The organism is Pseudomonas sp. KNUC1026, assembly GCF_021650705.1.
In the GTDB taxonomy this organism is placed as follows: domain Bacteria; phylum Pseudomonadota; class Gammaproteobacteria; order Pseudomonadales; family Pseudomonadaceae; genus Aquipseudomonas.
The window spans coordinates 2,562,787-2,581,527 of record NZ_CP087138.1 but is presented as its reverse complement, the minus strand read 5'-3'; the positions used below and the strand labels follow the sequence as shown (position 1 = coordinate 2,581,527).

Below are 18,741 nucleotides of genomic sequence, written 5' to 3'. Positions count from 1 at the left end.
CGGCACCTGGCCGCGCAGCGGTTCGAGGATCTTCAGCTCTTCAGGCGTGGGCGGCGCGGTGGCGGCCAGTTCGGCTGTTGGAGAAGTAGCTGCGCTGGCGGATGTACATGCCGCGCGATCATCTGCCGGTTGCTCCACTCGAAGTCCCAGAGCATCGCCAGCGCCTGGCGTACGCGGCGGTCCTTGAACACCGGCCGCTGCAGGTTGAACAGGTAGCCTTGCGCCGGCTGCACCGCCTTCGGCGCCAGGTGGCCGCGTTGCAGGCGGCCGTCGGCCAGCGCCGGGCTTTCGTAGCCGATGGTGTAGGCGGTGGCGGAGAACTCGCGGTTGTAGTCGAAGCCGCCGCCGCGCAGCACCTGGCGGGCCACTTCGGTGTCGCCGAAGTACTCCACCGTCACCTTGTCGAAGTTGTACATCCCGCGCGCCACGGGCAGGTCCTTGCCCCACCAGTCGGGGTTGCGTTCGAAGGTGATGCTGCGGCCGTTGTCGATCTTGGCCACACGGTACGGGCCATTGCCCAGCGGCGCTTCGAAGCCGCCGCCGTTTTCGAAGTCGCGATCTTTCCACCAGTGCTCGGGGAACACCGGCAGGCTGGCCAGGTCCAGCGCCAGGCTGTGGCTGGCGCCCTCGGCCAGTTCGAAGCGCACCTGCCGCTCGCCCTCGACCGTGACCGCGCCGACATCGGCGAAACGGGTGCGGTATTGCAGGCTGCCTTTGTGCATCAGCAGGTCGTAGGTGTAGCGCACGTCCTCGGCGGTCACCGGGGTGCCGTCGGCGAAACGCGCTTTGGGGTTCAGGTAAAAGCGCACGAAGCGCTCCTGCGGGTCGCGCTCGATCTTTTCGGCGATCAGGCCATAGACGGTATAGGGCTCGTCATAACTGCGCACCGCGAGCGGCGAATACACCAGGCCCTCGATCTGGCTGACGCCGGTGCCGTTGTCGATGAAGGGCATCAGGTGGTCGAACCCGCCGATTTCGAGTGCCGAGCGGCGCACGCTGCCGCCTTTGGGGGCGTCGGGGTTTACGTAGTCGAAGTGCTGGAATTGGGGGCCGTACTTGGGGGCCTCGCCGTAGACGGTCAAGGCGGTTTGCGGGGCTGCCAGGCAGGTCAAGGGCAGCAGGCACAGCGCAAGCAACAGTCGGGTCATCGAGTCAGGGCGCCCATCGTGCAGAAAAGGTGGCGCGCACAGGGCGCGCCACGGGGTGCTAGTCCTGGCGGCTGGTCACTTCCAGCAGGTGATAGCCGAACTGGGTCTTGACCGGGCCTTGCACGGTGTTGACCGGGGCGCTGAACACCACCTGGTCGAACTCCTTGACCATCTGGCCGGGGCCGAAGCTGCCCAGGTCGCCGCCCTGGCGGCTGGAGGGGCATGAGGAGTTGGCTTTGGCGAGTTCAGCGAAATCGGCGCCGCCTTCGATCTGGCTTTTCAGTTCGTTGCACTTGGCTTCGGTGGATACCAGGATGTGGCGAGCGGTGGCACGGGCCATGAGAAGGCTCCTGTCAGGTGTATGAGCTTGTAAGCGTAACTGATCAGTTACTGCGCTGGGCAGGGGGCAGGCCAGTTGAACCAATGGAGGAGGGCGGGCCTCCATCAGTGAGATGAAAGTTGCGCGTCGCCCGGCTAGCCGGCCTCCCACATAGGTTGTGCTCAACAACAGTGGGGAGTGGGAGGCCGGCTAGCCGGGCGACGAGGCCCCACGAGCAAGGACCTGCCCCACATGCGCATCGGCGTACTCACCCATATCAAGTTCCCCGTTCGCGCACCCTTCGCCGGTGGCCTGGAGGCCTTCACCCACGCGGTGGTGCAAGGCCTGGCCCAGCGCGGCCACGAGGTGACGCTGTTCGCCCATGAAGACAGCGACCCGGCGCTCAACCTGGTGCCCATGCAGGCGCCAGACCGTTGCCGGCACCCGAGCCTGTCGAGCAACTACGTGGCCGAGCACCATGCCTACTTCAAAGTGATGGCAACTCTGGACGACCACGGTTTCGATGTGATCTTCAACAACAGCCTGCACTACGTGCCGGTGACCATGGCCTCGGTGCTGCGCACGCCCATGCTCACCGGTGCTGCACACCCCGCCGTTCTTCGAGATGACCACCGCGCTTGCCGCGCGCGCTGGCCACGGCCGTTTCGCCACTATTTCCGCCGCCAACGCCCGTAGCTGGCAGCCTTGGGTAAACGATTGCGAGGTGGTGCCCAACGGCATCGACCTCAGCGCCTGGCGCCCCGAGGGCACGCCGGGCGAGCATGCATTCTGGTTCGGCCGGCTGGTGCCCGACAAAGGCGCGCATCTGGCCATCGATGCGGCGCGGCGGGCAGGGGTGCCGTTGCGCCTGGCCGGGCATGTGGCAGACCAGGAGCTACTTCAACGAACAGGTTGCGCCCCGCCTGGGTGAAGGCGTCGAGTACCTCGGCCATCTGGGCCATGAACAGATACGCGCCCAACTTGGGCAAGCGGCGGTTGCGCTGATCACGCCGTGCTCGGAAGAACCCTTCGGCCTGGTGGTGGCCGAAGCCATGGCCTGCGGTACGCCGGTGGCAGCCTTCGCCCGCGGGGCGATGCCGGAACTGATCGACGCCAGCACCGGCGCGCTGGCGCCCAGCGGCGATGTAGCAGCGCTGGCCGAGGCGTTGACGGTGGCGCGCCGCTGCTCGCGGGCGGCCTGCCGTGAGCGCGCCGAGGCCCTGTGGGGCCTGCCGCGCATGCTCGAACGTTACGAAAAACTGCTGACGACGGTGGCCCATGGCTGAGCTGGGCTATTACGTTCACCACCACGGCGCCGGGCATGGCGCACGGGCCGTCGGCCATCGCCCGCGCGCTGGAGGTGCCTGTGACCTTGTTCGGCAGCCGCAAGCCTGACGGCGTGTTGCCTTCGAATGTGCGTTGGGTCGAGCTGCCCTTGGATTACGTCGAAGGGGTATCCGAGCCCGGCCTTCGACAGCCTGCACTACGCCCCTGTCGGGCGTACGCGGCCTCAACCAGCGCATCGGCAACCCTCGCGCAGTGGTTCGAGCAGCATTGGCCCTGCCTGCTGGTGGTGGACGTCTCGGTGGAGGTGGCGCTGCTGGCGCGCCTGTGCTCGGTGCCCACCATCTACCTGCGCCAGCACGGCGAGCGCAGCGACAGCGCACACCGGCTGGCCTATGACACCGCCCAGGGCCTGCTGGCCCCGTATCCGCAGGCGATGGCGGCGGCGGGCGACCCGTGGGCCGGCAAGACGTTTCACAGTGGCTGGTTGTCGCGCTACAACGGCCGCGTGGTGCGGGAGGCGGAGCCGGGCACTGTGCTGTTGATCAGCGGGCATGGCGGAAGTGGGTTATCGGCCGGCTATGCCCGAGCCGTGGCTCGGCAGTGCCCGGCGTGGCAGGTGCGCGTTGCCGGGCCCACATCGATGGGCGAGGGCAGTGCCAACCTGCAGTGGCTGGGCGTGCTGGCCGACCCCGCCGATGAAATGCAGCGCGCCGAAATAGTGGTGGGCAGTGCCAGCGACAGCCTGGTCAGCGAAGCGGCTGCGCTGGGTTGCCGCTATGTGGCGGTGGGCGAGCAGCGGCCGTTCGACGAGCAGAGCGACCAGGCTCGGCGCCTCGATGCCTGGGGTGCAGCATTGGGCCTGGAAGAGGGGTGGCCTGCGGCCGAGCGCTGGCCGGCATTGCTGGAGCAGGCACGCGCGCTGGATGGCCTTGCCTGGCAGCAAGGGGCGCCCCCTGAAGCCGCACGCCGCGCAGCGCGGTGGCTGCAGGCGCAACTGGCGCAGGTTCAGCCGCCGAGTTGAGCCGCCAGGTCCGCGAACAGCGGGCGTTGCTGTACCGGGCCGATGCAGGCGCGCTGCAGTGCTTGCAGGTCCTGAAGTGGCTGCGCGCACCGCGCCAGCCATTCACCGAGCAAGATGCCGAAGGCGCGTACCTCCAGGCGCTGCATCGCGAACTCGCCTTTGGCATAGAACGACGCCGCACCGAAATCCCCAGCAGGCACTCGCCGCCAGCGCGCCACAGCAGGTTGTGTGCGTAGAGATCGCCATGCATCAGCCCACGGCCATGCAGCTGCGCGCAGAGCGAAGCCAATTGCGCGGCCATGCTGCGCAGTGCGGCGGCGTCGAACTGCACGCCGGCCGGGTAGCAGTCGCGGGTGCAACTGGCCAGGCTTGGTGGCCCGGCCATCGGGGTGAAGGCCGGGTCTATCAGGTCCATCACCAAGCCTTGTGCGCCATCGGGGTGGCCGCTGACCGGCCCGCGCACCGGGATCAGCGCCGGGTGCTGCCCAGCCGCAAGGCACGCGGCCATTTCATCCAGGGGCGAACCGTCGCTGGTGATCTCGCCCTTGTAGAGCTTCACCGCCACTGCTTGCCCGGCAAGCTGCGCCTGCAGGATCAGCCCGCTGGCGCCCTCACCGAGGCGCTGTTCCAGCACAAGGCTGGCCCACGGCACCGAGTGCGTGCCGGCCGCCTGCTCGGGCCGGCGCCAGGCGCTGGGCAGCGGGTTGCCCGAGTAGGCCAGCCACGCCAGCGACGGCAGCTCGGCCAGCCAGCCGGGCAGCTCGCCGAGCCGGTTGCTGGCGATGCGCAGCAGTTCGAGGTTGGCTGCGCCCGCCAGGCTGCCCGGCAGGGCGCCAGGCGGTTGCCGGCCAGCATGAGCTTTTGCAGGGCAGGGCGTTCGCCCAGGGCCTGGGGCAGATGCTCGATGCGGTTGTCGGTGAGGATCAGCCAGCGCAGCTGGGCCGGCAGCGCCTCGGCAGGCACCTGCTCGATGCGGTTGGCCTTGAAACCGACCATGCTCAGTTGCTCGCAGTCGCCCAGGCACGGAGGCAATTGCTCGAATGGGTTGTCGGAGCAGAACAGCACGCGCAGTTTCTTCAGGCGGTGCAGGTCGTGGGGCAGGGCGGTGAGTGCGTTGCCCGACAGGTTCAGCACTTCCAGGCTGTCGGCCAGCCCGTAGATCGCCTCGGGAAATTCGCGCAGGCCGCAGGCGAGGTCGAGCCGGGTGATGCCGGCCAGCTCGCCAGCCTCGAGGGCTTGAAGGGTATGCATGGTGGAGGCCGCGCCGTTGCCGAAAGGGCGCCAATGATAGGGGAAAGCACGGTTTGAAAAAAGCGAGTTGCCACGCAAGGTGTGCGCGGTGTGCGGGTTGCCGTTCAGCTGGCGCAAGAAGTGGGCGCGCTGCTGGGACGAGGTGCGCTACTGTTCCGAGCGCTGCCGCCGCGCCGCGCGTAGCGGGCGGCCCGTCACTCCGGCTGAACCGGGTGCAGGCGGTGCGGGTCGTTGATCTATCGACCCTTGCACGAGGTGCCCCCATGAAGCCCTATGTCATTTGCCACATGATGTCGTCCCTCGACGGCCACGCCCTGACCGACGGTTGGGATCGCGACTTCAAGCGCCAGGCCGGCGAGCTCTATGAAAAACAGGCTGAACGCTTCGGCTTCGATGCGTGGATCTGCGGCCGGGTGACCATGCAGGAAATTGCCCATGACGAGGGCTACCCCAAGGGCCTGGCCAAGCAGCCGATTCCGCGCGAGCCCCATTTCGTTCGCACCGACGCCGAGAGCTACGCGATCTCCATCGACCCCCACGGCAAGGTGGGCTGGCAGAGCGATGAGGCACTCGGCGCGCATGTGGTGGAGGTGCTCACCGAGGCCGTCGAGGATGATTACCTGGCGTACCTGCAATCGGTGGGCGTGTCGTACTTCTTTGCCGGGCGCGAAAGCCTGGACCTTGCGCAGGTGGTCGAAACGCTGGGGTCGGTGCTGGGCTGCAAACGGTTGATCGTCGAGGGCGGCCCGCATGTGAGTGGCGCGTTCGTGCAGGCCGGGCTGGTGGATGAGGTGAGTGTGCTGATTCTGCCGCTGGTGGATGGGCGAGGCGAGCACCCGGCGTCGTTCGAAATGGACCAGCAGACGTGGCAGCAGCCGACCTATCTCAAGCTTGAGTCGGCCACGCCGCAGGAGAGTGGGGCGGTGTGGCTGCGCTACAAGCGGGGCTGAAGGGTAAGGCGTCGCGCGGCGAGCCGCCCTCCCACCGGAATTTTGTCGTGCAGCTCAATTTCTGGTGGGGGTGTCGCCGGTGAGCCGCCCTCCCACCCGGAATTTTGCCGTGCAGCTCAATTTCTGGTGAGGGTGTCGCGCGGTGAGCCGCCCTGCCACCGGAATTTTGCCGTGCAGCTCAATTTCTGTTTGGGGTGTCGCGCGGCGAGCCGCCCTCCCACTGGGATTTTGCCGTGCAGCTCAATTTCTGGTGGGAGGGCGGCTTGCCGCGCGACAGGCCGCTCAGCCGCCACCAGCACCCGAATCGCCTCAAGCCGCAGCGCGGCCTTCTCCAGCATCGCCAGGCCCTCGTCACGCTGTTCGCGCAGCGCCTGGATCTCGCTGTCGCGCACGCTGGGGTTGATGGCCTGCAACGCGACCATCCGCGCCAGTTCTTCGTCCAGCTCCGCGACCAGGCGTTTGCGGGCGTCATCCACGCGTACCTGGTGCTGCTCGGCCACCTTCGCCTCGCCACCGGCGATGCGCGGCGAGAGGGCGTCGCGCTGGGCCTGGATGAACTTGTTGGCACTGGCCCGCGGCACGCTTTCGAGCTGGTCGTTGAGGGTGTCGAAGCTTACCCGTGCCGACAGATCGTTGCCATTGGCATCGAGCAGGCAGCGCAGGGCGATCGGCGGCAGGTAGCGCGCCAGTTGCAAATGGCGCGGCGCGACCACTTCGCTCACGTAGAGCAGCTCCAGTAGCACGGTGCCGGGCTTGAGCGCCTTGTTCTTGATCAGCGCAACGGCCGTGTTGCCCATGGAACCGGCCAGCACCAGGTCCATGCCGCCTTGCACCATTCGGTGTTCCCAGGTGAGGAACTGCATGTCCTCGCGCGAGAGTGCCTGATGGCGGTCGTAGGTGATGGTCACGCCTTCGTCGTCACCGAGCGGGAAGCTGGCGTCGAGCATTTCGCTGGGGCGCAGGATCAGGGCGTTTTCCGAGTGGTCTTCGCTGTCGATGCCGAAGGCGTCGAACAGGGTTTCCATGTAGATCGGCAGGGCGAACTGGTCGTCCTGCTCCTCGATGGCCTCCGCCAGCGCCTTGCCTTCGCTGCCACCACCGGAGTTGAGCTCCAGCAGGCGGTCACGGCCGCTGTGCAGCTCGGCTTCGAGGCGCTGGCGCTCGGTACGTGCTTCGGCGACCAGCGCCTCGAAGGCGTCGTCGTCGTCGCTGCCCAGCAGGCTCAGCAACTGGCTGCCGAACTGGTGTTGCAGGGCGTTGCCGGTCGGGCACGTCGCCAGAAAGGCGTTGAGCGCCTCGTGGTACCACTGGAACAGCCGCGCCTGCGGGGTGTTCTGCAGGTACGGCGCATGCAGCTGGATGGTGTGCTTCTGGCCGATGCGGTCGAGGCGGCCGATGCGCTGTTCGAGCAGGTCGGGGTGCGACGGCAGGTCGAACAGCACCAGATGGTGGGCGAACTGGAAGTTGCGGCCTTCGAAGCCGATCTCCGAGCAGATCAGCACCTGTGCACCGAATTCTTCATCGGCGAAATACGCCGCCGCGCGGTCGCGCTCCAGGATGCTCAAACCTTCGTGGAAGGTGGTGGCCGGAATGCCGGAACGCACGCGCAGCGCGTCTTCCAGGTCCATCGCCGTTTCTGCGTGGGCGCAGATCACCAGCACCTTGGTTTTCTTGAGCATCTTCAGGGTGTCGATCAGCCACTCCACCCGAGGGTCGAAGCGCCACCAGCGGTCTTCCTCGGCGTCGCTGTCCGGCCTGCCAGGCGAGGTCCGGGTAAAGGTCCTCACTGCCCACGTATTGCTCGGGCAAGGGCAGCGGGTAGGGATGCAGCTGGCGTTCGGGGAACCCCTGCACGGCCTGGCGAGTGTTGCGGAACAGCACACGGCCGGTGCCGTGACGGTCGAGCAGCTCGCGCACAAGGCGCGCCTTGGCCTGCTCATCGCCGGCCTGCAGCGCGGCCAGCAATGGCTTGGCCTCGCTGCCGAGGAAGTTCTCGATGGTGGCTTGAGCGCTGGCGGGCAGGCTGCCTTCATCGAGCAGTGCCTGCACCGCCTCGGCCACCGGGCGGTAGTGCTCGCTTTCGGCGCGGAAGGCGGCCAGGTCGTGGAAACGGTTGGGGTCGAGCAGGCGCAGGCGCGCGAAGTGGCTGTCCTGCCCAGTTGCTCGGGGGTTGCGGTCAGCGGCGGCGCGCCGGGGATCACCTCGGCCAGTTGCTCGACCAGCGAATACTCGGCGCTGGCTTTGTCTTCGTGCCACACCAGGTGGTGGGCTTCGTCGACCACCAGCAGGTCCCAGCCGGCGGCGAACAGCGCGTCCTGGGCCTTGTCGTCGTGCTTGAGCCAGTCGAGCGACACCAGCGCGAGCTGCGTGTCTTCGAAGGGATTGCTGGCATCGCTTTCGGCGAAGCGCTCCGAATCGTACAGCGCGACCTGCAGGTTGAAGCGCCGGCGCATTTCCACCAACCACTGGTGCTGCAGGTTCTCCGGCACCAGGATCAGCACGCGGCTGGCGCGGCCGTTGAGCAGCTGGCGATGGATGATCATGCCGGCTTCGATGGTTTTGCCCAGGCCCACTTCGTCGGCCAGCAACACCCGCGGTGCGATGCGGTCGGCCACTTCACGGGCGATGTGCAGTTGATGCGGGATGGGCTGGGCGCGCACGCCGCCCAGGCCCCACAGCGACGATTGCAGGCTGTTGCTGTTATGGCGCAGGGTGTTGTAACGCAGCGAGAACCAGTTCAGCGGGTCGATCTGGCCGGCGAACAGGCGGTCGCTGGCCAGGCGGAACTGAATGAAGTTAGACAGCTGGGTTTCAGGCAGGGTGACCGGCGTGTTCTTGCCGTCCAGGCCGTGGTAGACCAGCAGGCCGTCGACATCGTCGACCTCGCGCACGGTCATCTTCCAGCCTTCGAAATGAGTGATCACATCGCCCGGCGAAAAACGCACGCGGGTCAGGGGGGCGTTGCGCAGCGAGTACTGGCGGGTTTCGCCGGTGGCGGGATAGAGCACGGTCAGCAGGCGGCCGTCCTGGGTGAGCACGGTGCCGAGCCCCAATTCAGCTTCGCTGTCGCTGATCCAGCGTTGCCCCGGTTGATACTGCTGCGCCATGCCTTGCTCCGCTCGCGAAAAGCCGTGGATTCTACAGGAACGCGCGGCGTTGCCCAAACCTCGTGTGCCTGTGCCAGAGCTTTTATTATAGAAAGCCTTCTGCGACAAAACGCCTCAAGTTCGGCAGGTGCCGGCCGATGCCCCGGCAAGAGGAGAACCGCCCATGCTGTCACCGATCACACCCGCCGCCCACGTGCCGGTAAACCCCCAGCTAGACCCGGTCGAGCCCACCCGCAGATCACTCCGGTGGTGCCGCCGCAGTCGAGCAGCAATGAAAGCACCGTCGACCTGCGCCAGCGCGAGCAGGAGGCCGAGGCGCGCCTGCGCGACGAACAGCGCCGCCGCCAGGGCCGCCGGCGCGCCCCTGACGAACCCCTGGTGGTGCCTGGCGAGGAGCTCAATGCCGACAACACCGTGCCAGCGGTGCCGCTGATCGACGGCGAGCCGCGCCCGGCCGGCTGATCGACCTGAAGATCTGAGGCTGGCATGATGCGCCTATCGAAGCGAAACAGCGTGCGCCCATGAGCCAGGACGACAACCTCATCGACTTTTCCCAGGAACGCGCCAAGCGCGTTCACGACCTCAACGACAAGCGCTTGAACGACATGCGCCAGGCCTTCGAGCAGGCCATGCCGCTGGCGGGGCGCAAGAAGCCGAAGAAGAAACCCAAGAAGCGTTGATTTGCATCAAGGTGCCTGAGTACGGCGGCGGTCAGAGTACACCCATCGAGACGGCCACGTCGCTGGCTGTCCTCGGGCACGCAAGGCACTTGAGGCGGCTTCGGCCGCCATTTTTTGCCACGTGCCAGCCAGGCCGCCGGGCGTTCTCCTCTCAATAGCGTTTCGGCAACTCCGGCCAGGCATCGGGCACCACCATCAGGCGTTTGGCCTCTTCGCCACGCTCATCCACCTGCGCCAGCATCTTCGCTTGCATCATCTGCGCCTCGCCGTACAGCCATTGCGCCACTTCCTTTGCATCGAGCTGCTCAAGCCCTTGAGCCGGTGCGAGCCAGCGTGCACGTGGCAGCAGGCTCCAGCGTGCGGCGGGCCGGCTGGCGGCCAGCGCTGGCCATGCACTGGCCGGCAACCACTGGCCACGCAAGTGCTGCGGGTGAGCCTGGTGAGGTGGCTGGCAGCCTTGCGGCCAGGGCTCGAACAGGCAGCCGCCCAGCCACAGCGCAGGCTGGGCGTGCTCTGCGCCAGCCTTTGTCAGCGCCGCCTGGCCTGCCGGGGCCTGGCCCAGCTGCAACTGGTGATCGGCCAGGTGTGCCAGCTTCTTGTCGAGCCGGTCGTGGCAGCCCGGGCCGAGCCATTGGTCGGGGCGCTCGCCGCCACCGCTTGGCGGGCCGAGATAGAACTTCACCGCCAGTTCCAGGTGATGGATGCCGCCGGCATCAGCCAGCAGCAGGTCGAACTCGCCCAGGGTACGGCCGGCCTCGCGCACCGGCAGGCCGGCGGCCAACACCGTGACGCCGGGCGCAGCTTCGAGCGCGTAACGCCAGAGCCGCTCGTAGTACATGCCTAGCCGGCGCACCGGGCCCTCGGCCAGGAACGCCTCGAGCGCTTGGGGCTGAGCGTTTTGCTGTTCAAGCCAGGCTGCCAGCCGGCCCGGCTGCGCCGCCCACTCGCTGCCCGCCAGCGGGTGGCGTTGCGGCGCTGGCGCCTGGGCCAGCAGGGGCGGGCTGGTGAGCGCCCAGGCGAGGTCGCGCACGCTGGGCACGCGCATTTCGCGGGGCAGATGGGCCAGGTCACTGAAAGGGTTCATGCCGCGATGATACCCGCGTGCCACGCATTTTTTGTCGATGTTGCCCGCTTTGCTCCATAATCGCCGGCAACGCCAGCCTGTAGCCCGGAAGCCCCATGGAGCAATTTCGCAATATCGGTATCATCGGCCGCCTGGGCAGCACCCAGGTGGTGGACACCATCCGCCGCCTCAAGCGCTTTCTGCTTGGCCGCCATCTGCACGTGATCCTCGACGAAAGCATCGCCGAAGTCGTTCCGGGCCACGGCCTGCAGATCAGCGCGCGCAAGTTGCTGGGCGAGGTGTGCGACCTGGTGATCGTGGTTGGCGGCGATGGCAGCCTGCTCGGCGCCGCCCGCGCGCTGGCGCGGCACCACACGCCGGTGCTGGGGATCAACCGCGGCAGCCTGGGCTTTCTCACCGACATCCGCCCCGATGAGCTGGAGCTGAAGGTCGGCGAAGTGCTCGACGGCCATTACCTGGTGGAAAATCGCTTCCTGCTCGAAGCCGAGGTGCGCCGCCATGGCGAGGCCATCGGCCAGGGCGACGCCCTGAACGACGTGGTGTTGCACCCGGGCAAGTCCACACGCATGATCGAATTCGAAATCTGGATCGATGGCCAGTTCGTCTGCAGCCAGAAGGCCGACGGCCTGATCGTCGCCACCCCCACCGGTTCCACGGCCTATGCGCTGTCGGCCGGCGGCCCGATCATGCACCCCAAGCTCGATGCCATCGTCATCGTGCCGATGTACCCGCACACGCTGTCCGGCCGGCCCATCGTGGTCGACGGCAACAGTGAACTGAAGATCGTGGTGGCCAAGGACATGACCATCTACCCGCAGGTGAGCTGCGACGGCCAGAACCACTTCACCTGCGCCCGGGCGACACCATCACGGTGAAGAAAAAGCCGCAGAAGCTGCGCCTGATCCACCCGCTGGACCACAACTACTACGAGGTGTGCCGCACCAAGCTCGGCTGGGGCAGCCGCCTGGGCGGCGGGGAGGCGACTGATGCTCGACCCGGCGCGCGGTTACGACCTGATCGGCGATGTGCATGGATGCGCCCAGACCCTGGAGCACCTGCTGGGAGTGCTCGGGTATCGCCAGCAGGGCGGCGTGTGGCGCCACCCGCGGCGCCAGGCGCTGTTTCTGGGCGACATCATCGACCGCGGCCCGCGCATCCGCGAGGCCCTGCACATCGTGCATGGCATGGTCGAGGCCGGCCAGGCCCACTGCATCATGGGCAACCACGAATACAACGCCATCGGCTGGAACACTCCGGCGCCAGTGGGCAGCGGGCAGACCTGGGTACGCGAACACACCCCGCGCCACCATCGCCTGCTGGGCGCGACGCTTGAGCAGTTCGAGCAGCATCCGGCCGATTGGCAAGCCTTTCTGGGCTGGTTCTATGAACTGCCCTTGTTCATCGATGCCGGGCGTTTTCGCCTGGTACATGCCTGCTGGGACGAGCAGTACATCACCCCTTGGCCCAGCGCTTCGGCGGTGGCTGCGTCGATGAAGCCTTCATCCAGGAATCCTGTGTGCCGGGTAGCTTCGCCTGCAAAGCCTTCGACCGCCTGCTGCGCGGCACCGACATGCGCCTGCCCGGCGGGTTGACCCTCACCGGTGGCGACGGCCTGACCCGCGCGTTCTTTCGCACCAAGTTCTGGGAAGAGGACCCGCAAACCTACGGAGACGTGGTGTTCCAGCCAGACGCGCTGCCCGAGGAGGTTGCCAGCCAGCGGCTCACGCGTACGCAGAAGCAAGCGCTGCTGTGCTACGGCGCCGACCAGCCGCTGCTGTTCGTCGGCCACTACTGGCGCGACGGGCACCCGGCACCGTTGCGGCCAAACCTGGCCTGCCTGGACTACAGCGCGGTGCTCTACGGCAAGCTGGTGGCCTACCGGCTCGACGACGAAACCGCCATCGACCCGCGCAAGTTCGTGTGGGTCGACGTGCAACGCCCGGAGCTGGCGCCCTGAGCCCGACCGGTTGCGCCACCGCCCTGTTGGGCGGCACGCCGGTGTGGCGTAAACTACGGTAACTGTTTCCCCTTCATGAACGCGCGGACGCTCCGATGACCCCCTTTTCCAAGTTGATCGAGAACATCACTCCCGACATCTACCAGAGCCTGAAAACCGCCATCGAGATCGGCAAATGGTCTGACGGGCGCAAGCTCACTCAGGAGCAGAAGGAGCTGTCGCTGCAGGCGGTGATCGCCTGGGAAATGCAGAACCTGCCCGAAGAAGAGCGCACCGGCTACATGGGCCCGCAGGAGTGCAGCAGCAAGAGCACGCCGGTGCCCAACATCCTGTTCAAGTCGGATGCCATCCATTGATCGAACAGCTTCGCGGTGCCGTACACAAGATGGCCGTGCGCCTGGAGGCGCCTGAAGTGCGCTACAGCCTGCGCCTGGGCGAGCAGGCCATCGAGCTCAACCCGCTGATCGGGCAACACCTGAAACTCGAATACCTCGGGCAGATCCACTGCGTGAACTGCGGCCGCCGCACCCGCACCAGCTTCAGCCAGGGCTATTGCTACCCTTGCATGCAGGCGCTGGCCGCGTGCGACGTGTGCATCATGGCCCCGGAAAAGTGCCATTACGAACACGGCACCTGCCGCGAGCCCGGCTGGGGCGAGCAGTTCTGCATGAGCGACCACATCGTCTACCTGGCCAACTCCTCGGGCGTGAAAGTCGGCATCACCCGTGCCACGCAATTGCCGACACGCTGGCTCGACCAGGGTGCCAGCCAGGGCTTGCCGATCCTGCGGGTGGCGACGCGGCAGCAATCCGGGCTGGTCGAAGACCTGCTGCGCGCCCATGTGCCGGACCGTACCAACTGGCGTGCATTGCTCAAGGGGCCCGCGGCGGATGTCGACCTGCCGGCGGTGCGCGAGATGCTCTTCGACCGCTGCGCCGAAGGCCTGGCAGCCTTGCAGGCGAGCTTCGGCCTGCAGGCGATCCAGCTGCTGCCCGACGCGCCGCTGGCGCAGATGAACTACCCCGTGCGCGCCTATCCGACCAAGGTCGCCAGCTTCAACCTCGACAAGCAGCCCGTGGCCGAAGGCACCCTGATGGGCATCAAGGGCCAGTACCTGATCTTCGACACCGGCGTGATCAACATTCGCAAGTACACCGCCTATCAACTGGCCGTGCATCAGTAAGGACATCGCCATGCGAACCGAGCAGCCCCGCACCATTTACCTGAAGAACTACACCGCGCCCGATTACCTGATCGACGAAACGCACCTGAGCTTCGAGCTGCACGACGACCACACCCTCGTGCACGCACAACTGGTGATGCGCCGCAACCCCGCGGCCGGCGACGGCCTGCCGCCACTGGTGCTGGACGGCCAGCAACTCGAGCTGCTGAGCCTGGCACTGAACGACCAGGCGCTCGAGGCCGGCGATTACCAGCTCGGCGACAGCCACCTCACCCTGCAGCCGGCCACCGCCGAGTTCACCCTCGACAGCACCGTGCGCATCCATCCCGAGACCAACACCGCGCTCGAAGGCCTGTACAAGTCCGGCGGGATGTTCTGCACCCAGTGCGAGGCCGAAGGGTTTCGCAAGATCACCTGGTACCTCGACCGCCCGGACGTGATGAGCAGCTTCACCACCTCGCTTTCGGCTGACAAGCAGCAGTACCCGGTGCTGCTCTCCAACGGCAATCCGATTGCCAGCGGCGAGAGCGAAGACGGCCGCCACTGGGCGACCTGGGAAGACCCGTTCAAGAAGCCGGCCTACCTGTTCGCACTGGTGGCCGGTGACCTCTGGTGTGTCGAAGACAGCTTCACCCGTGCCAGCGGCCGAGACGTGGCCCTGCGCATCTACGTGGAGCCGGAAAACATCGACAAGTGCCAGCACGCAATGGACAGCCTGAAGAAGTCGATGCGCTGGGACGAGGAAGTCTATGGCCGCGAATACGACCTGGACATCTTCATGATCGTGGCGGTCAACGACTTCAACATGGGCGCCATGGAAAACAAGGGCCTGAACATCTTCAACTCCAGCTGTGTGCTGGCCCGCGCCGAAACCGCCACCGACGCTGCGCACCAGCGGGTCGAGGCGGTGGTGGCGCACGAGTATTTCCATAACTGGTCGGGCAACCGTGTCACCTGCCGCGACTGGTTCCAGCTGTCGCTCAAGGAAGGCTTCACGGTGTTCCGCGATGCCGAATTCTCTGCCGACATGAACTCCAGCACGGTCAAGCGTGTGGAAGACGTGGCATACCTGCGCACCCACCAGTTCGCCGAAGATGCCGGCCCCATGGCCCACCCGGTGCGGCCTGCGAGCTTCATCGAGATCTCCAACTTCTACACCCTGACCGTGTATGAAAAAGGCTCCGAAGTGGTGCGCATGATCCGCACTCTGCTGGGCGCGGAGGGCTTTCGCAAGGGCAGCGACCTGTACTTCGAGCGCCATGATGGGCAAGCGGTCACCTGCGACGACTTCATCAGCGCCATGGAAGATGCCAACGGTGTCGACCTGGGCCAGTTCAAGCGCTGGTACAGCCAGGCCGGCACGCCGCGCCTGGCCGCCAGCGAACACTACGATGCCGCGGCCGGCCGCTACAGCCTGACCTTCAGCCAGAGCTGCCCGGCCACCCCGGAAAGCGACCACAAGCTGCCGTTCGTGATCCCTGTCGAGCTGGGCCTGCTGGGCGCCGATGGCCAGGACCTGCCGCTGCGCCTGCAAGGCGAAGCCAGCGCCCAGGGCACCCAGCGTGTGCTGCAGGTGACCGAGGCCGAGCAGACCTTCACCTTCGAAGGCGTCACGCAACAACCGTTGCCCTCGTTGCTGCGCGGTTTCAGCGCCCCGGTGAAGCTGAGCTTCCCCTACAGCCGTGACCAGCTGATGTTCCTGATGCAGCACGACAGCGACGGTTTCAACCGCTGGGAAGCCGGCCAGCAACTGGCCGTGCAGGTGCTTCAGGAAATGATCGGCCAGCACCAGGCCAGCCAGCCGCTGGTGGCCGATGAGCGCCTGGTGCAGGCGTTCGCCACCTTGCTTGCCGACGAAAGCCTGGACCCTGCCATGGTCGCCGAGATGCTCTCGCTGCCGGGCGAGGCCTACCTCACCGAGATCAGCGACGTGGCCGATGTGGATGCCATCCACGCTGCCCGCGACGCCGCTCGCCTGCAACTGGCCAAGGCCCTGCGCGAGCCGCTGCTGCGCCGTTACCATGCCGCCCGCGAGCAATCGCGCGCCACACCTTATGCAGCCAGCGCCGAGCACTTTGCCCGCCGCGCCCTGCAGAACATCGCGCTCGCTTACCTGATGCTGCTGGAAGAGCCCGAGATGGTGGCTGCCGCTCAGGAGCAGTTCGAGCAGGCCGACAACATGACCGAGCGCCTCACCGCGCTGGCCGTGCTGGTGAACTCGCCGTTCGAGCAGGAGCGCGACGCGGTGCTCGAACGCTTCGCCAGCGAATTCGCCAGCAACGCGCTGGTAATGGACCAGTGGTTCAGCGTGCAGGCGGCCAGCACGCTGCCCGGCGGCCTGGCGCGGGTCAAGGCGTTGATGCAGCACCCGGCGTTCACCCTGCGCAACCCCAACAAGGTGCGTGCGCTGATCGGCGCCTTCGCTGGGCAGAACCTGGTCAACTTCCATGCGGCCGACGGCAGTGGCTATCGGTTCCTGGCTGACATCATCCTGGAGCTGAACACTACCAACCCGCAGATCGCGTCGCGCCTGCTGGCGCCGCTGACTCGCTGGCGCAAGTACGGCAGCGCCCGCCAGGCGCTGATGAAGGCGGAGCTGGAGCGCGTGCGCGATTCTGGCGAGCTGAGCAGCGATGTGTTCGAGGTGGTGAGCAAGAGCCTGGCCTGAGGAAGGCAGCTATAAGCTTGTAGCTTGTAGCTGCAAGAAACAGCCAACCCCGGCGGTCAGGTTCAGGCCTGCGCCTCGGCGCTTTTGCGGCGCCGGGGAGCTTGCGCCTTGCGGGAGCGCGTTTCTTTTGCCAGGGCTTTTCACCGAGGCGGGCGCCGGCCCGCTGACCTTGAATTGCAGGCCCTTGCAGCGCTCCACCAGCTTGCCCATCCACGCCGACTGGCGGGCAACGAATTCTTCCAGTGCCATTTCGCCACTCTGCACCATGTCCAGCGCCTGCTCCCAGATAGCGGTGGTGCCGGGGTCGGCAATCGGCTTGGGCACCGCGTCGATCAGGCTGAAGGCTGCAGGCGTTGCAGCCAGTGCCTTGCCGTTCTTCACCAGATAACCCCGCTCGAGCAGCCCCTGGATGATGCTTGCGCGCGTGGCCTCGGTGCCGATGCCGGTGGTTTCCTTCAGCTTTTGCTTGAGCAAGGGGTCGCTGACCAGCCTGGCGACGTTTTTCATGGCGCTGATCAGGTCGCCTTCGGTGAAGGGTTTTGGCGGTTGGGTGAACAAAGCCTTGAGCTTGGGTTGGCCCACATCGCACGGCTGGCCGCGCTTGAGCGGCGGCAGCACCTGCACCGGCGGCTGGTTGCCGGTGGGCGCCAGGGCCTCGGGCAGTGCGCGCTTCCAGCCCGGCTCTGCCACCACCTTGCCGGTGGCCAGCAGCAGCTCGCCGGCGCAATCGAAGCGTGCGCGGGTGCGGTCGTATTCGTGGTCGGGCAGAAACTGCGCCAGGTAACGGGCGCGGATCAGGCTGTACACCGCGCGGTGCTTGCCGCTCAGGTTGCTCAGGCCGTGCGCGGCGGCGGTAGGGATGATGCCGTGGTGGGCGGTGACCTTGCTGTCGTTCCAGGCACGTGAACGGCGCGACGGTTGCAGGTGCGGCGTGAGGGCCGCCAGGGCCGGGTCGGCAGCGGCCAGCGCCTTGAGGATGGCCGGGGCTTCTGCGTGCTGGCTGTTGGGCAGGTAACCGCAATCGCTGCGCGGGTAGGTCACCAGCTTGTGGGTTTCGTATAGTGCCTGGGCGATGTCGAGGGTTTCCTGGGCGCCCAGGCCGAGCTTTTCGAGCACAGTTGCTGCAAGGTGCCGAGGTCGAAGGGCAGGGGGCCGACTCCTTGACCCGCTCGACCTTGACCTCGCTGACCTCTGCCTGGCCGGCGTTTTCGATCGCAAGCGCCGCCGCTTCGGCGACCGCTTGCTTGAGGCAGCGGCCCTGCTCGTCGCAGTGAGCCTCGGATGCCTGCCACTGCGCGGTGAAGCTGCCCTCGGGCGTGCTCATCGGCACCTCGATGGCCCAGAAAGGCACCGGCACGAAATCGGCGATGGCGCGGTCGCGGTCGACCACCAGACGCAGCGTGGGCGTTTGCACGCGGCCGACGCTGAGCACACCGTCGTAGCCGCCCTGGCGGCCGAGCAGGGTGAACAGCCGGCTCATGTTCATGCCGATCAGCCAGTCGGCGCGGGACCGGCCCAATGCCGACTGATAGAGGTTGAAGGTGGCAGCCCCCGGCTTGAGGCTGGCCAGCGCCTTGCGGATGGAAGCGTCGTCCAGTGCCGAGAGCCACAGCCGCTGCACCGGGCCGCGGTAACGGCAATGCTCGACCAGCTCGCGGGCGATCATCTCGCCCTCGCGGTCGGCGTCGGTGGCGATCACCAGCTCCGAGGCCTCGCCCAGCAGCCGCTTGACGGCCTTGAACTGCGCTGCGGTTTTGCGTTTGACCTGCATCTTCCACTGGCCGGGCACGATGGGCAGGTCGGCCAGCGCCCACTTCTTGTAGCGGGTATCGTAGGCGTCGGGCGGTGCGGTTTCGAGCAGGTGGCCGATGCACCAGGTGACGCTCAGGCCATTGCCCTGCCAGCAGCCTTCGCCACGCCGGCGCGCGCCCAGCACCTGGGCGATGTCCTTGGCTTGGGAAGGTTTTTCACAGAGAAACAGGCGCATGAGGGCGGGCCGGCAGGGAAACGTTGCCCAAGGATGCGGCAGGCCGGCAGGTGGAGCAAGCAAAAGTTTGGATGGATATACAGTATTTTGTTGCGGCGG

13 protein-coding genes and 6 pseudogenes are annotated in these 18,741 nt (G+C 66.7%); 13 read left to right on the top strand and 6 right to left on the bottom strand.

What is annotated here, in order from left to right:
- Positions 1-32: 32 nt before the first annotated feature.
- Together LN139_RS24840 and LN139_RS11915 are read right to left on the bottom strand one after the other, a co-directional pair.
- Complete coding sequence (locus LN139_RS24840) at positions 33-1,148, bottom strand: extracellular solute-binding protein (RefSeq protein WP_268944860.1); 1,116 nt, start codon at positions 1,146-1,148, stop codon at positions 33-35.
- Between the two features lie 58 nt (positions 1,149-1,206).
- Positions 1,207-1,488, bottom strand: a complete 282-nt coding sequence (locus tag LN139_RS11915; protein ID WP_236360135.1) for a peptidylprolyl isomerase — start codon at positions 1,486-1,488, stop codon at positions 1,207-1,209.
- Positions 1,489-1,719: 231 nt separating this feature from the next.
- Here LN139_RS11915 and LN139_RS11910 point away from each other — a divergent pair, with 231 nt between their 5' ends.
- From LN139_RS11910 to LN139_RS11895, 4 genes are read left to right on the top strand one after another with little or no spacing between them, the layout of a single operon-like run.
- On the top strand, positions 1,720-2,163 hold the full coding sequence (locus tag LN139_RS11910) for a glycosyltransferase (RefSeq protein ID WP_236360133.1): 444 nt from the start codon (positions 1,720-1,722) through the stop codon (positions 2,161-2,163).
- Positions 2,066-2,398, top strand: coding sequence for a hypothetical protein (locus tag LN139_RS11905; RefSeq protein ID WP_236360632.1), 333 nt, complete (start codon positions 2,066-2,068; stop codon positions 2,396-2,398). Before LN139_RS11910 ends, LN139_RS11905 begins: the two co-directional genes overlap by 98 nt.
- Positions 2,346-2,753 carry a glycosyltransferase gene (locus LN139_RS11900; RefSeq protein WP_236360130.1) on the top strand — a complete coding sequence of 136 codons (408 nt, stop codon included), beginning with the start codon at positions 2,346-2,348 and terminating at the stop codon, positions 2,751-2,753. Before LN139_RS11905 ends, LN139_RS11900 begins: the two co-directional genes overlap by 53 nt.
- 35 nt (positions 2,754-2,788) lie before the next feature.
- A complete protein-coding gene (locus tag LN139_RS11895) occupies positions 2,789-3,775 on the top strand; it encodes a hypothetical protein (RefSeq protein WP_236360128.1) in 987 nt (328 codons plus the stop codon).
- Here the strand turns inward: LN139_RS11895 and LN139_RS11890 are convergent.
- Positions 3,760-5,026, bottom strand: a pseudogene (locus tag LN139_RS11890) (leucine-rich repeat-containing protein kinase family protein). The gene LN139_RS11895 and the pseudogene LN139_RS11890 sit on opposite strands and share 16 nt — an antisense overlap.
- A gap of 67 nt (positions 5,027-5,093) precedes the next feature.
- On the opposite strand from LN139_RS11890, the gene LN139_RS11885 reads away from it, so the two are divergent.
- Complete coding sequence (locus tag LN139_RS11885) at positions 5,094-5,261, top strand: DUF2256 domain-containing protein (RefSeq protein WP_236360126.1); 168 nt, start codon at positions 5,094-5,096, stop codon at positions 5,259-5,261.
- 28 nt (positions 5,262-5,289) lie between these two features.
- On the top strand, positions 5,290-5,976 hold the full coding sequence (locus LN139_RS11880) for a dihydrofolate reductase family protein (RefSeq protein ID WP_236360124.1): 687 nt from the start codon (positions 5,290-5,292) through the stop codon (positions 5,974-5,976).
- Between the two features lie 287 nt (positions 5,977-6,263).
- Here LN139_RS11880 and rapA read toward each other — a convergent pair.
- Positions 6,264-9,083: pseudogene (gene rapA, locus LN139_RS11875) on the bottom strand (RNA polymerase-associated protein RapA); the annotation flags it as partial.
- A 163-nt stretch (positions 9,084-9,246) separates the two neighbouring features.
- Between rapA and LN139_RS11870 the strand changes: the two are divergent.
- Positions 9,247-9,545: pseudogene (locus LN139_RS11870) on the top strand (aspartate-semialdehyde dehydrogenase).
- Between the two features lie 59 nt (positions 9,546-9,604).
- Complete coding sequence (locus LN139_RS11865; RefSeq protein WP_236360121.1) at positions 9,605-9,763, top strand: hypothetical protein; 159 nt, start codon at positions 9,605-9,607, stop codon at positions 9,761-9,763.
- 151 nt (positions 9,764-9,914) lie between these two features.
- On the opposite strand, the gene LN139_RS11860 is transcribed toward LN139_RS11865, so the two are convergent.
- Positions 9,915-10,847 (bottom strand): DUF1853 family protein, encoded by a 933-nt coding sequence (locus tag LN139_RS11860; RefSeq protein WP_236360119.1) that lies wholly within the window; start codon positions 10,845-10,847, stop codon positions 9,915-9,917.
- 95 nt (positions 10,848-10,942) lie between these two features.
- Between LN139_RS11860 and LN139_RS11855 the strand changes: the two are divergent.
- The 5 genes and pseudogenes from LN139_RS11855 to pepN all read left to right on the top strand — a co-directional run.
- A pseudogene (locus LN139_RS11855) lies at positions 10,943-11,826 on the top strand (NAD(+) kinase); the annotation flags it as partial.
- A gap of 7 nt (positions 11,827-11,833) precedes the next feature.
- Positions 11,834-12,804, top strand: a pseudogene (locus tag LN139_RS11850) (metallophosphoesterase).
- A gap of 95 nt (positions 12,805-12,899) precedes the next feature.
- The gene (locus LN139_RS11845) at positions 12,900-13,160 is read left to right on the top strand and encodes a YeaC family protein (RefSeq protein WP_236360117.1); all 261 of its coding nucleotides are present in this window, start codon (positions 12,900-12,902) and stop codon (positions 13,158-13,160) included.
- Complete coding sequence (locus LN139_RS11840; RefSeq protein WP_236360115.1) at positions 13,157-13,987, top strand: DUF2797 domain-containing protein; 831 nt, start codon at positions 13,157-13,159, stop codon at positions 13,985-13,987. Before LN139_RS11845 ends, LN139_RS11840 begins: the two co-directional genes overlap by 4 nt.
- Before the next feature lie 10 nt (positions 13,988-13,997).
- Entirely contained in the window at positions 13,998-16,655 is a 2,658-nt protein-coding gene (gene pepN, locus LN139_RS11835) for an aminopeptidase N (protein WP_236360112.1), read from the top strand.
- A 9-nt stretch (positions 16,656-16,664) separates the two neighbouring features.
- On the opposite strand, the pseudogene LN139_RS11830 reads toward pepN, so the two are convergent.
- Positions 16,665-18,642 (bottom strand): annotated as a pseudogene (locus LN139_RS11830) (DNA topoisomerase III).
- Positions 18,643-18,741 lie beyond the last annotated feature (99 nt).